12 protein-coding genes and 1 riboswitch are annotated in these 13,217 nt (G+C 71.0%); of the genes, 5 read left to right on the forward strand and 7 right to left on the reverse strand.

Annotated features, from left to right (window positions below):
* Nucleotides 1-349: 349 nt before the first annotated feature.
* On the reverse strand, nucleotides 350-700 hold the full coding sequence (locus ACFYPJ_RS29670) for a hypothetical protein (RefSeq protein ID WP_389023611.1): 351 nt from the start codon (nucleotides 698-700) through the stop codon (nucleotides 350-352).
* 248 nt (nucleotides 701-948) lie between these two features.
* Between ACFYPJ_RS29670 and rlmN the strand changes: the two genes are divergently transcribed.
* The 5 genes from rlmN (at nucleotide 949) to ACFYPJ_RS29695 (ending at nucleotide 6,944) form a co-directional block, all read left to right on the forward strand.
* Nucleotides 949-2,055: a 23S rRNA (adenine(2503)-C(2))-methyltransferase RlmN gene (gene rlmN / locus ACFYPJ_RS29675; protein WP_389023614.1), complete on the forward strand. Its 1,107-nt coding sequence runs from the start codon at nucleotides 949-951 to the stop codon at nucleotides 2,053-2,055.
* A 64-nt stretch (nucleotides 2,056-2,119) separates the two neighbouring features.
* A riboswitch (TPP riboswitch) is annotated at nucleotides 2,120-2,227 on the forward strand.
* An 81-nt stretch (nucleotides 2,228-2,308) separates the two neighbouring features.
* On the forward strand, nucleotides 2,309-3,379 hold the full coding sequence (locus ACFYPJ_RS29680; protein WP_389023617.1) for a thiamine ABC transporter substrate binding subunit: 1,071 nt from the start codon (nucleotides 2,309-2,311) through the stop codon (nucleotides 3,377-3,379).
* Nucleotides 3,380-3,471: 92 nt separating this feature from the next.
* The gene (locus ACFYPJ_RS29685; protein ID WP_389023727.1) at nucleotides 3,472-5,103 is read left to right on the forward strand and encodes an ABC transporter permease; all 1,632 of its coding nucleotides are present in this window, start codon (nucleotides 3,472-3,474) and stop codon (nucleotides 5,101-5,103) included.
* Complete coding sequence (locus tag ACFYPJ_RS29690; RefSeq protein WP_389023620.1) at nucleotides 5,103-6,122, forward strand: ABC transporter ATP-binding protein; 1,020 nt, start codon at nucleotides 5,103-5,105, stop codon at nucleotides 6,120-6,122. Before ACFYPJ_RS29685 ends, ACFYPJ_RS29690 begins: the two co-directional genes overlap by 1 nt.
* Before the next feature lie 24 nt (nucleotides 6,123-6,146).
* On the forward strand, nucleotides 6,147-6,944 hold the full coding sequence (locus ACFYPJ_RS29695) for a maleylpyruvate isomerase family mycothiol-dependent enzyme (protein ID WP_389023623.1): 798 nt from the start codon (nucleotides 6,147-6,149) through the stop codon (nucleotides 6,942-6,944).
* 61 nt (nucleotides 6,945-7,005) lie between these two features.
* On the opposite strand, the gene ACFYPJ_RS29700 is transcribed toward ACFYPJ_RS29695, so the two are convergent.
* From ACFYPJ_RS29700 to ACFYPJ_RS29725, 6 genes are all read right to left on the reverse strand, one after another.
* Complete coding sequence (locus ACFYPJ_RS29700; RefSeq protein ID WP_389023625.1) at nucleotides 7,006-7,695, reverse strand: LAETG motif-containing sortase-dependent surface protein; 690 nt, start codon at nucleotides 7,693-7,695, stop codon at nucleotides 7,006-7,008.
* A 394-nt stretch (nucleotides 7,696-8,089) separates the two neighbouring features.
* Complete coding sequence (locus ACFYPJ_RS29705) at nucleotides 8,090-8,497, reverse strand: VOC family protein (RefSeq protein ID WP_389023628.1); 408 nt, start codon at nucleotides 8,495-8,497, stop codon at nucleotides 8,090-8,092.
* Nucleotides 8,498-8,729: 232 nt separating this feature from the next.
* The gene (locus tag ACFYPJ_RS29710; protein ID WP_389023631.1) at nucleotides 8,730-10,157 is read right to left on the reverse strand and encodes a hypothetical protein; all 1,428 of its coding nucleotides are present in this window, start codon (nucleotides 10,155-10,157) and stop codon (nucleotides 8,730-8,732) included.
* Nucleotides 10,139-10,879, reverse strand: a complete 741-nt coding sequence (locus tag ACFYPJ_RS29715) for an ABC transporter ATP-binding protein (RefSeq protein ID WP_389023634.1) — start codon at nucleotides 10,877-10,879, stop codon at nucleotides 10,139-10,141. Before ACFYPJ_RS29715 ends, ACFYPJ_RS29710 begins: the two co-directional genes overlap by 19 nt.
* 325 nt (nucleotides 10,880-11,204) lie before the next feature.
* On the reverse strand, nucleotides 11,205-12,587 hold the full coding sequence (locus ACFYPJ_RS29720) for an aspartate aminotransferase family protein (RefSeq protein WP_389023637.1): 1,383 nt from the start codon (nucleotides 12,585-12,587) through the stop codon (nucleotides 11,205-11,207).
* Nucleotides 12,572-13,090 (reverse strand): Lrp/AsnC family transcriptional regulator, encoded by a 519-nt coding sequence (locus ACFYPJ_RS29725; protein ID WP_389023640.1) that lies wholly within the window; start codon nucleotides 13,088-13,090, stop codon nucleotides 12,572-12,574. Before ACFYPJ_RS29725 ends, ACFYPJ_RS29720 begins: the two co-directional genes overlap by 16 nt.
* Between the last annotated feature and the right edge of the window lie 127 nt (nucleotides 13,091-13,217).

Below are 13,217 nucleotides of genomic sequence, written 5' to 3' on the forward strand. Positions count from 1 at the left end.
AGCCGTACCGGTCGTAGAAGATCGCCGTCTGGATGAGATCCCACTCGCGCGGAGCGAGGGTGAAGCCGTCGAGGTCGCTCAGAATGGCTTGGCCGTTCCGGTGGCGAAGGATGTTTCCGATGCTCGCGTCCCCCGTGGATCATTCCGAAGGGGAGCACGAAATCCAACCGGCCGTACTCCTTGCCGAGCTTTTCGGCTCGCTCCTCCAAGAACGCCCGGTCGTCGTCCGTGACGCCTTTCAGTTCCCCGAGGCTTGCCGTCACCTTGGCCATCGGGTCGTGGTAGGGGAGACCGAGTGACTGCGGTTCTTCGAGCCAGTGCAGACGCCGAAGGAGGTCGCCCAGCTCGGTCACGGTCGCGTATTCCTCGCGGTCCTGGGCGCTCTCCCAGTACGTGACGACTCTGCCCCCGATTGCCGGACGCCGGGCAGTACACGGGTGGCAGGAAAGTCGTGCTCTGCCAGCCAGCGGGCCACGTCGACAGCCCGCTCCATCTCCAGCAGGGCGTCAGGGTCACGGGCGATGCGCACGATGACGGGGGAGTGGTTGAGCCGGTACACGGCGTTTGACCCGAGCCTCAGCAGCTCGGCATCCGTCGGATCGAGCTCGGCCTGTCGGCATGCCTCCCTGAGAACGTCTTCCGCTGCCTCCGCCGTGAACGGCGTCACGCTGCCCTGGGTGTCTCCGTCGCCCGACATCATGGGGCCGACGCTACCGCCAGCATGGGCCGGGCCGACAGACGGCCCGTCGCGGAAGGATGTCCCATGCCGTTGGCCAGGCCCGGAAATCGCAGGTCACAGGCGTGAGGGCAGTGTCTCTCGGCGCTTCCGCCGGGCCGTCTGTGGGCCGTCCGAGGGCGGCCAACGGCGACCGAGAACGACAGATAACGACCACCGTTCGGGCCTTCCGCCGCAGGTCACCCGAGTGGATCTGCGACACTGATACGGCCATGCCTAAACCCGGAGAACTCACCTTCACAGCCCCGCGCGGCGCCCAGCGGCCGCCGCGGCATCTCGCCGATCTCTCGCCCGCCGAACGCAAGGAGGCCGTCGCCGCGATCGGCGAGAAGCCGTTCCGGGCGAAGCAGCTCTCGCAGCACTACTTCGCGCGGTACGCGCACGACCCCGAGCAGTGGACCGACATTCCCGCTGCCTCCCGCGGCCGGCTGCGGGAGGCGTTGTTCCCCGAGCTGATGACGGTCGTGCGGCATCTGTCGACCGACGAGGGAACCACGCGCAAGACGCTGTGGCGGCTGTTCGACGGGACGCTCGTCGAGTCGGTGCTGATGCGGTACCCGGACCGGGTGACGATGTGCATCAGTTCGCAGGCGGGATGCGGGATGAACTGCCCCTTCTGCGCCACCGGGCAGGCCGGTCTGGACCGGAACCTGTCGACCGCCGAGATCGTGCACCAGATCGTGGACGGCATGCGGGCCCTCAGGGACGGCGAGGTGCCCGGCGGCCCCGCGCGGCTGTCCAACATCGTGTTCATGGGCATGGGCGAGCCGCTCGCCAACTACAAGCGGGTCGTGGGCGCTATCCGGGCGCTCACCGATCCCGAACCGGACGGGCTCGGGCTGTCCCAGCGGGGGATCACCGTCTCGACCGTCGGGCTCGTCCCGGCCATCCACCGGTTCGCCGACGAGGGCTTCAAGTGCCGCCTCGCGATCTCCCTGCACGCGCCCGACGACGAACTGCGCGACACCCTCGTCCCCGTGAACACGCGGTGGAAGGTGCGTGAGGTGCTGGACGCCGGGCTGGAGTACGCCGCCAGGTCCGGGCGTCGGCTGTCCATCGAGTACGCGCTGATCCGGGACATCAACGACCAGGCGTGGCGGGGCGACCGGCTCGGCCGGCTGCTCAAGGGCAAGCCGGTGCACGTCAACCTCATCCCGCTCAACCCGACACCGGGCTCCAAGTGGACCGCCTCCAGGCCCGAGGACGAGCGGGCCTTCGTGGCGGCCATCGAGGCGCACGGGGTGCCGGTGACCATCCGGGACACCCGCGGGCAGGAGATCGACGGCGCCTGCGGTCAGCTGGCTGCCGCCGAACGGTAGCCGGACGGTAGTCTGAGCCCGGTCATAACGTCATATCGGGAACCTCGTGTTCCGAACATGTTGAATATTCCGACAGGGGAGCGCCACAGCGCTGAGAGTGCGGCACACCGGCCGCAGACCCTCCGAACCTCGCCCAGGTCATTCTGGGTAGGGAGATCGGTTCTCACTCAAGCTGTTGCGCCCTGCCCGGATCCGCCTCGTACGGTCCGGGCAGGGCCGCGTCTCTTCCTGGTCAACCCCAGGAGGACATCAGTTGCACACCAAGACCTTCGTGGCCGTCGCGGTCGGGCTCGGCCTGGTCACGCTGTCCGCGTGCGGGACCACGAACGACGGGGGCGCCGACTCCAGGACGGTCACCCTCGTCAGCCACGATTCGTGGGCGGTCTCGAAGAACGTGCTCAAGGACTTCGAGAAGCAGTCCGGTTACACCGTCAGGGTCCTCAAGGACGGCGACGCGGGGCAGGCCGTCAACAAGGCGATCCTGACCAAGGACAACCCGCAGGGCGACGTCTTCTTCGGCGTCGACAACACCCTGCTGTCCCGCGCGCTCGACAACGGGACGTTCCAGCCGTACGAGCCGAAGGACTACGACCGGATCCGGCCCGAGTACCGCGACGGCACGTCCGGGCACCGGGTCACGCCCATCGACACCGGTGACATCTGCGTCAACTACGACAAGGCGTACTTCGAGCAGCACCGGCTGGCCCCGCCGCGGACCTTCGACGACCTGGTCGAACCCCGGTACAAGGACCTGCTCGTCACCGAGAACGCCGCCACCTCCTCGCCCGGCCTCGGATTTCTGCTCGGCACCGCCGCGAAGTACGGCGACGCCGGCTGGGACGCGTACTGGAAGAAGCTCAAGGCCAACGGCGTCAAGGTGGTCGACGGCTGGGAGCAGGCGTACGACGAGGAGTTCTCCGGTTCGGCCGGCGGCAGGAAGGCGGGCGGCGACCGGCCGCTCGTCGTGTCGTACGCCTCCTCGCCGCCCGCCGAGGTCGTCTACGCCGACCCGAAACCGGCCACCGCGCCCACCGGAGTGGCCGCCGGTACCTGCTTCCGGCAGATCGAGTACGCCGGCCTGCTCTCGGGCGCCCGCAACAGCGCGGGCGGCAAGGCGTTCCTGGACTTCCTGACCGGCAAGGAGTTCCAGGAGGACATGCCGCTGAACATGTTCGTCTACCCGGTGCGCGCGGATGCCGCGGTGCCGCAGGAGTTCCGGACCTACGGTCCGCAGGCCAAGGACCCCGAGACCATGGCGCCCGACCGGATCGCCGCCGACCGTGACCAGTGGGTCAAGTCGTGGACCTCACTCGTACTGAACTGACCGGCGCGGACGAGGGGACCGCGCCGGCGAAGGCGGCCGGTTCCCTGCCGCGCGGGCGGCGCGGCAGCGGGAGCCTGGTGCGGCTCGCGCTGCTGGCCGGGCCCGTCGTGTTCTTCGCCGTGTTCTTCGCCTGGCCGGTGGCCGCGATCGTCGCCCGCGGGCTCAAACCGGACGGCGCCTGGCAACCCGGCCGGATCGCGGACGTCGTGGCCCGTTCCGACATCCGGCACGTGCTGTGGTTCACCACCTGGCAGGCGCTCGCCTCCACCGTGCTCACCCTGCTGGTCGCGCTGCCCGGCGCGTATGTCTTCGCCCGCCTCGACTTCCCGGGCAAACGGGTCCTGCGGGCCGTGGTCACCGTGCCGTTCGTGCTGCCGACCGTCGTCGTCGGCACCGCCTTCCTCGCCCTCGTCGGGCGCGGCGGCCTCCTCGACGACCTGTGGGGCGTGCGGCTGGACACCACCGTCTGGGCGATCCTGCTCGCGCACGTCTTCTTCAACTACGCCGTCGTCGTTCGCACGGTCGGCGGACTGTGGTCCGGCCTTGACCCGCGCCAGGAGGAGGCCGCGCGGATGCTGGGCGCGTCGCCGCTGACCGCCTGGCGCACGGTGACCCTGCCGGCGCTGGCCCCGGCGGTGGCCGCCGCCGCGCTGATGGTGTTCCTGTTCACCTTCACCTCCTTCGGCGTGGTGCAGATCCTCGGCGGCCCCACCTTCGCCACGCTCGAAGTCGAGATCTACCGGGAGACGTCCCAGATCTTCGACCTGCCCACGGCCGCGGTCCTCACCCTGGTCCAGTTCGCGGCGGTCGGCGTGATCCTCGCCGTGCACGCCTGGACGGTACGGCGGCGGGAGAGCGCGCTGCGCCTGGTCGACGCGTCGCTGACGGCGCGTCCACCGCGCGGGGCGGGCCAGTGGGCGCTGCTCACCGGTGTCCTGGCCACCGTCGGCGGGCTGGTGCTGCTGCCGCTCGGGGTGCTGGTGCAGCGCTCCCTCGCCGCCCCCGGCCTCGGCTACTACCGGGCGCTGACCCGCGAGGACGGCGGTACGTTCCTGGTGGCGCCGATCGCCGCGGTCGGCAACTCCCTGCGGTACGCCGTCGTCGCCACCGCCATCGCGGTGCTGATCGGTTCCCTCGCCGCCGCGGCGCTCTCCCGCGGCGCGGGCCGGATCGTACGGGGCTTCGACGCGCTGCTGATGCTGCCGCTCGGCGTCTCCGCCGTGACCGTCGGCTTCGGTTTCCTGATCGCGCTGGACAAGCCGCCGCTGGACCTGCGGCAGTCCTGGATCCTCGTTCCGCTCGCCCAGGCGCTGGTCGGCGTGCCCTTCGTCGTACGGACCATGCTGCCGGTGCTGCGGGCCGTCGACGGTCGGCTCCGGGAGGCGGCGGCCGTGCTCGGTGCATCGCCCTGGCGGGTGTGGCGGGAGGTCGATCTGCCGCTGGTGCGGCGGGCGCTGCTGATCGCGGCCGGATTCGCGTTCGCCGTCTCGCTCGGTGAGTTCGGCGCGACCGTGTTCATCGCGCGGCCCGACAATCCCACGCTGCCGGTCGCCGTGGCCCGGCTGCTCGGCCGGCCGGGCGACCTCAACTACGGCCAGGCGATGGCCCTTTCGACGATTCTCATGGTGGTGTGCGCGGCGTCCCTGCTGGTCCTGGAGCGCCTGCACCCCTCGTCTCGAACAGAGGCGACCGGGGGGAACCCGGTCGACCGGGGGGAGTTCTGATGCTGCTCAGCCTCACGTCCGCGACCGTGCGCTTCGGCGGGCGGGCCGTGCTCGACGCCGTCGATCTGGAGGTCGCCGAGCACGAGACCGTCTGCGTGCTCGGACCCAGCGGCAGCGGCAAGTCGACGCTGCTGCGGGCGGTGGCCGGACTGCAGCCCCTGGACCGCGGGCGGGTGGTGCTCGACGGGCGGGACCAGACGGGCGTACCCGCGCACCGGCGCGAGGTCGGGCTGATGTTCCAGGACCACCAGCTGTTCCCGCAGCGGGACGTCGGCGGCAACGTGGCGTTCGGGCTGCGGATGCGCGGTGCCTCGAAGGAGCGGCAGCGGGCCGAGGTGGCGGAGCTGCTGGAACTGGTGGGGCTGCCCGGGGCCGCCCGGCGGGCCGTGGCCCGGCTCTCCGGCGGCGAACAGCAGCGGGTGGCGCTCGCCCGGGCCCTCGCGCCCCGGCCGCGGCTGCTGATGCTCGACGAACCGCTCGGCCAGCTCGACCGCTCGCTGCGGGAACGGCTCGTGGTCGAACTGCGCGAGCTGTTCGGCCGGTTGGGCACCACCGTGCTCGCCGTCACCCACGACCAGGGCGAGGCGTTCGCGCTGGCCGACCGGGTGGTGGTGATGCGGGACGGCCGGATCGCCCAGTCCGGTACGCCCCTTGAGGTGTGGCAGCGGCCCGCGGACGAGTTCGTCGCCCGCTTCCTCGGTTTCGAGAACGTCGTCGCCGCGGAGATCACCGGAGCGGTGGCGGTCACCGAGTGGGGCAAGCTCCCGGTGCCCGAGCCCGCGCCCCAGGGCCGGCGCACGCTGCTGGTGCGTCCCGCCGGTGTGCGGCTCGGACCGGCCGGCGAGGGTCTGCGCGGCACGGTGACCGCCCGCACCTTCAAGGGCACCCATGTGGCCGTACGCCTCAAGCCGGAGGGCGGTCCGCGTCTTGAGGCGGCGTGCGCGCTGCGGGCGGCGCCGGAGACCGGGGACGAGGTCGGGGTGGAGTTCGACCCGGCGGAAATCGTCGTGCTGGGATGACCGCGGGGCCGTAGCGTTCGGAGTATGACGCTTCTCACGCATGACCGTTACTGCGACGAGATCGCTCACCAGATGGGGCAGTTGAGGGCCGTGTTCAGCTCCGGCGCCGATCTGTCCGCCACCGTGCCCACCTGCCCCGACTGGTCGCTGGAGGACCTGCTGCGGCACCTGGGCGGCGCTCTGCGCTGGGTGGAGGTGCTGGTCAGGACCCGGGCCCAGGAGGACATCCCCGCGGAGCGGGTCCCCGATGCCGGGCGGCCCGAGGCGCGCGGCGACGCCGCGGCCCTGGACGCGTGGCTCGCGGAGAGCGGCCGGCTGCTCGTCGACACCCTGCGCGAGGCCGGGCCGGACACGAAGGTGTGGACGTGGGCCGGAACCCTCGACGCCGGCTTCTGGGCCCGTCGTATGACCCACGAGATCACCATTCACCGGGCCGATGCCGCGCTCGCCGCCGGACTGTCGTACGACGTCGCCCCGGACGTGGCCGTCGACGCGATCGACGAGTGGTTGCAGATCATCGAGTTGGTGCAGCGGTCGGGGCTGAGCAAGACGGCCGGGGAACTGCGCGGGCCGGGCCGCAGCATCCATCTGCACGCCACCGACACCGCACCGGAGTTGAACGCCGAGTGGCTCGTCGAGTTCGCCGAGGACGGCATCGTCTGGCGCCGTGGCCATGAGAAGGCGACGGTCGCGCTGCGCGGTCCGCTCACCTCGGTACTGCTCGCCTTCTACCTCCGCATCCCGCCGGCCGGACCGGGGCTGGAGATCGTCGGCGAGCGGGAGGTGCTGGACTTCTGGCTGGAGCGGGCCACGTTCGGCTGAACGACTGCGGCCCGCCCCCGCGGTGCGGGGACGGGCCACGGCCGGGTGCCGAAGTGAGGCGTCAGCGGTTGCTGTTCGCCCCGCGGCGGCGCATGCCGAAGAACACCGCGCCACCGCCGACGACGACGAAGGCAGCGGCGATACCGGCGATCAGAGTGGTGTTGGAGTTCGCACCGGTCTCGGCGAGGTTCGAGTCACCGGCCGCCGGGGACGGCGCGTTGCTCGGCGTACCCGCCGGGGCGGTGCTGCTCTGCGAGGCCGACGGAGTCGGGGTCTCGGCCGGGGTCGACTCGGACTCCGACGGAGACGGGCTGGTCTCCGAGGGGGTCGGGGTCGGGGTCGGCGTCTCCTCGGTCTTGCAGGCCGTGGACGGGGTGACGAGGTCGGGCTTGATGTCCTCGTCGACCGGTCCGCCCTTGACGTGCACCCGGTAGGTCGCGTTCGGCTTCCAGTCCGCGGTGAACGTGGCGGTGGTGCCCTCGCGGGAGCCCTTGAGCTCCTGAGGCTCTCCGACCTGCTCGTCGGAACCGTTGTTCTTCAGGAACACGGAGATGGTGACCGGCGTGCCGGAGGCGTCCTTGTCGGTGACGACGATGACACCGTTGGTGCCGTCACAGTCGGCCTTGGCGGTGAACTCGCTGATGTTGCACGCGAATGCGGAGTTGCTGACGCCCAGCGCGAGCGCGACAGTCGCGGAGGCAACACCCAGAATGCGCACGGAACGACGTGCGCTGCGGCGTGTTATGGACACGTTTGTCCTTTACAGAGTGCATCTGCGGGGGGGCTTGGGGGGCAGGTGAAGCAGTTGTGAAGACGGCGTCACCATCCCCAGGAGAATCACAGGTCTATAAGTGTTCCATAAGCACTGTCAACGCATATGCCCCCCACCGGTGTTGGCTTTACCGTGTTGTTAACTCCCGGTGCGTTTCAACGCCTCGGGGGTCGGCCCGGCCCGCTCGGCCGGGGACGGTCTCAGCCCTGCACCGTGCCGGCCCGGCAGCGGACCGGCCATTCACGGGGTCGGCCCTGTGCCGGACGGCCCTTCGGCGCGTCTGGCCTGCCGCGTCATGCCTGCGCCGCTTCAGCTCTGCGCCGTTTCAGCTCTGCGCCGTTTCAGCTCTGCATGGCCTCAGCTCTGCACGGCCTCAGCCCTGTACCGCCGCCGGGTCCATCCACATGACCTCCCAGGTGTGGCCGTCGAGGTCGTCGAAGGCGCGGCCGTACATGAAGCCCTGGTCCTGGGTCTCGCCGGTCTCCGTGCCGCCCGCCGCGATCGCCTTGTCGACCAGCTCGTCGACGCTGGCACGGCTTTCGGCGCTCAGGCAGATCAGCGTCTCGCTGGTCTTCGTGGAGTCCGCGATCTCCTTCTTCGTGAAGTCCGCGTAGCGCTGCTTGCTGAGCAGCATCGCGAAGATGGTGTCGCTGATCACGACGCAGGCGCAGTCGTCCGTGGAGAACTGCGGGTTGATCGTGTAGCCGAGCGCCGTGAAGAACCTCTTCGACGCCTCGACGTCGTTGGTGGCCAGGTTCACGAAGATCATCTGCTGGTACATGGGGCCTCTCCCCTCGGATTCGTACTGTTCGAAGGGTAGACCGGTGGCCGTCGGGAAACTCATCGGCGGCCACGGACTTTTTTCGTACTGCTGTGCGGTTGTCACTCCGGAGGGGACGGGCCGGCCGTCGATCCGGTGTGGACGGAACGGCCGGTCGGGCTGCTTGGCCGGATGAGCGGCCCGGCCGGCTGAGCCGGTGGAACTGCCCGGCCGGTTCAGCCGCCCGGCCGGTTCAGCTGTCCAGCGGGAGCACCACCAGGTTGGCCACCACCACGGTGAGCGGGCCGAACAGGGCGAGCAGCGCGCCCACGCGCAGCGCGGCGGCGCCGCGCAGCAGGGTCGAGGGGGCGCCGAGGCGCAGCAGGGCGGCGACGGTGTCGGCGCGGGACTGCCGGGCCTCCACGGCCGCCGTCAGCAAGGTTCCCACGGTGCAGCCGATGACCAGCAGGAGGCCGAACGCGGTGAGTTGGCCGTAGGGCGCGGCGTCCTCGGAGCTGAAGGCGGTCATGGCGAGCGCGCCCGAGACGACCACGCACACCACGCCGAGCGGGCGGCCGATGCGGACGGCCTCCGCCATCAGCGCCCGCCCGGCCAGCAGCCGCAGCGCGCCCGGCTGGACCGCCTGCAGCAGCCGGCCGCACAGATGCGTGAGGCCCGGCCCGGCGAGGACCAGGCCGACCGCGGCCAGGGCCCAGCCGGCCAGCACGCCGGTGAGCGCCGGACCGGGCTCGTCCGCGAACCCGGCGTACGCCTCCACGGCCAGGCCGACGGCGAGGAGCGCGATGCCCCACGGGAAGCCGGCCGGGGAACGGCGCGGATCGGCGAGGGCCGTGCTCCAGCCGGTGCCCGGGTCCGTCGCCCCGTCGGCCGGGGCGGGCCGCTCGGCGTCCGGTTCGCCGTCCGCGGACGCCGTCGGATCGCCGTTGTGACCGAGCGCTTGCCCGGAAGCGCCCCGTTGCGGGGCCGGCACCGGTTTCTGCGGGACGGGCACCGTGGCGACGATCCGGGTCCCGGTGGCCGGGCGGGCGGCGCCGTCCCGCACCTGCGCGCTGAACCCGGTGTGGGTTCCCAGGGCCTCAGGTGAGCGCGCCCGGCCGTAGGAGCCGAAGCGGCCGTACGTCCAGGCCGCGCCGCGCGCCGCGGGGCGGGCGTCCCGGGGCCGCAGGACCAGTGCCACGGTGCCCGACGCGATCACCGGTGCCAGCGCCAGGAGGGTGAGGGCGGCGGGCAGCGGCAGCGGCTCGCCCGCGGCCAGGAACGTCGCCGCCGCTCCGTCGAAGGGTGTGCCCGTGAGGTCGCCGCGCAGATGGAGGAAGGCGAAGAGGGCCAGCAGCGAGCCCAGCGTGCAGGACAGGGCCGTCGTCAGGACCGAGACGGCCATCAGCCGGGCCGGGCCCAGGCCGAGGGCCGACAGCCCCGGGCGGGGCTTGGTGCCCGGGTCGGTGCGGGCGACCGCCACCGCGAAGTGGACGGTGGCGGCCAGCGGTACCGCGCACCAGGCCAGCCGGGTCGCCGAATCCGTGGGCTGCCCGGGGTGTCCCAGCGCGTAGCCGAGGGTGCTCAGCAGAAGGAAGCCCGTGCCCGCCGCGGCGGTCGCCACCAGCAGGCGGCGCAGTTGGACCGCGGGGCGGGCACCGCGGGTCAGACGGAGAGCGAGCACGCGGCCCGGCCTTCCGACTCGGTGACCGGAGGCAGGTGCACGGTCGTCACGCACCGTCCGTCCAGCAGCGCCACCGTGCGGTCGGCGAGGGCCGCGGTCTCCGCCTCGTGCGTGGCCAGCAGGACCGTGATGCCGTGCGAGCGGGCGGCCGTCGTCAGCGTACGCAGCACCTGGGCGCGGTCTGCGCGGTGCAGGGGAGCCGTGGGTTCGTCCGCGAACAGCACCGTGGGGGCCGGGGCGAGCGCGCGGGCGATCGAGACGCGCTGGCGTTCGGCCTGCTGCAGCTCGTGCGGATGGCTGCGGGCCCTCTCGCCGACGTCCAGCCGCTCCAGCCACTCCAGGGCGGTGGTCCTGGCCCGGTGGCGGTCGGCGCCGCGCAGCATCAGGGGCAGGGCCGTGTTCTCCCAGACGTTCAGTTCGGGGACCAGGGCCGGTTCCGGGTCGATCCAGCCGAACCGGTCGCGGCGCAGACGCTCCCGGGCCGTCGGGCGCAGGGTGTGCACGGGTGTGCTGTTGAACCAGATCTCGCCGTGCCGGGTCGGCAGCAGCCCGGACAGACAGCGCAGCAGGGTCGTTTTTCCGCTGCCGCGGGGTCCGCTGACGGCGAGGATCTCGCCCTCCCGAACGCCGAGCGAGACACCGCCCAGGGCGGGCGAGCCGTCGTGGTGGGTGAAGTGCAGGGACCGTGCCCAGAGCACGTTGTCGTCCGGCGGGGCTTCCATGGGCGTACACCTCGCTTCTGATCCGCTTTTCCCGGGTTTCCCGGCGCTTTATCCCTCTTCCGGGGGAACGAAGGCTGGGCCGATCGGTCACTGGCACGCTAGGCAGCCGTCGCCGGCCGGCCGGACAGCACACGGCCCCGGACCGCCGTTCTCACTCGAACGGGCGGCTCCGGGGCCGGTGTCGATCAGCTGATCAGCGGTGCGGGGCCGGGTACGGGCGCGCGGTCCGGCCAGGGGCCGCGGGCCGGGGACCAGAGCCCGGTCCGTGCCCCGGTCGGTGTCGCGGGGACAGGGTTTGTTCCCTGCCCCGGTCGGCGTCGCGGGGTCAGAGCTTGGTCCACGCCTCGGTCAGCGTCGCGCGCAGGATCTGCTCGATCTCGTCGAAGGTCGCCTGGCCGGAGATCAGCGGCGGGGCGAGCTGGACGACCGGGTCGCCGCGGTCGTCGGCCCGGCAGTACAGGCCGTTGTCGAAGAGTGCCTTGGAGAGGAAGCCGTACAGGACGCGCTCGGTCTCCTCCTCGTCGAAGGTCTCCTTGGTGGCCTTGTCCTTGACCAGTTCGATGCCGTAGAAGAAGCCGTTGCCGCGGACGTCGCCGACGATCGGCAGGTCGTGCAGCTTCTGCAGGGTGGTCAGGAAGGCGCTCTCGTTGTCCAGCACGTGCTGGTTGAGGCCCTCGCGCTCGAACAGGTCGAGGTTGGCGAGGCCCACCGCGGCGGAGACCGGGTGGCCGCCGAAGGTGTAGCCGTGCAGGAACATGTTGTCGCCCTGGTAGAACGGCTCGGCCAGGCGGTCGGAGACGATGCAGGCGCCGATGGGGGAGTAGCCCGAGGTCATGCCCTTGGCGCAGGTGATCATGTCCGGTACGTAGCCGAACTTGTCGCAGGCGAACATGGTGCCGAGGCGGCCGAAGGCGCAGATGACCTCGTCGGAGACGAGCAGCACGTCGTGGCGGTCGCAGATCTCGCGCACCCGCTGGAAGTAGCCGGGCGGCGGCGGGAAACAGCCGCCGGCGTTCTGCACCGGTTCCAGGAAGACCGCGGCGACGGTCTCCGGGCCCTCGAAGAGGATCTGCTGCTCGATCTGGTCGGCGGCCCAGCGGCCGAAGGCCTCCGGGTCGTCACCGTAAATCGGCGCCCGGTAGATGTTGGTGTTCGGGACCTTGTGCGCGCCCGGCACCAGCGGCTCGAACGGGGCCTTCAGACCCGGCAGGCCGGTGATGGACAGGGCGCCCTGCGGGGTGCCGTGGTAGGCGACAGCGCGGGAGATGACCTTGTGCTTGGTGGGCTTGCCGGTCAGCTTGAAGTACTGCTTGGCGAGCTTCCAGGCGGTCTCGACGGCCTCGCCGCCGCCGGTGGTGAAGAAGACCTTGTTCAGATCGCCCGGCGCGTGGCCAGCCAGGCGCTCGGCCAGCTCCACGGCCTTCGGGTGGGCGTAGGACCACACCGGGAAGAACGCCAGCTCCTGGGCCTGCTTGAAGGCGGTCTCGGCGAGTTCTGTACGTCCGTGACCGGCCTGGACCACGAACAGACCCGCGAGACCGTCGAGGTAGCGCTTGCCCTTGTCGTCGTAGATGTAGGTGCCCTCGCCCCGGACGATGGTGGGGACGGGCGCGTTCTCGTACGACGACATGCGGGTGAAGTGCATCCACAGGTGGTCGTACGCGCTGCGGCTCAGGTCCTTTGTGCTCACGGTTATCGGGTTCCCCACATGTAGGTCTGCTTCTTGAGCCTCAGATAGACGAAACTCTCGGTGGAGCGCACGCCGGGCAGGGCCCGGATGCGGCTGTTGATGACGTCCAGCAGGTGGTCGTCGTCCTCGCAGACGATCTCGGCGAGGATGTCGAACGAGCCCGCAGCCATCACCACGTACTCGACTTCCGGCATGGCGGTCAGCGCGTCGGCCGCGGCCTCGACATCGCCCTCGACGTTGATGCCGACCATCGCCTGCCGGCGGAAGCCCACGGTGAGCGGGTCCGTGACGGCGACGATCTGCATCACGCCCTGGTCGAGCAGTTTCTGGACGCGCTGGCGCACGGCCGCCTCGGACAGGCCCACGGCCTTGCCGATGGCGGCGTAGGGCCGGCGGCCGTCCTCCTGGAGCTGCTCGATGATGGCGAGGGAGACGGCATCCAGGTGCGGGGTGCCGTTGCGGGACTCGCGGGACGAGCCCTTCTGGTCTGCGCTTCTACTGGCCACGGTCTCACTGTGCACGAGGTCTCGACAGTTCCGCAAGGCGCTATCGATGAAATTCGTTGTTTACGCTGTCGAGACTTGCGGATTTCGCAGCCGTAGCCCGAACGGGGGTGTTGAAAACGTCGGCTCCCGGATTAGGGTGGGT

The organism is Streptomyces sp. NPDC006012, assembly GCF_042871185.1.
GTDB lineage: Bacteria > Actinomycetota > Actinomycetes > Streptomycetales > Streptomycetaceae > Streptomyces.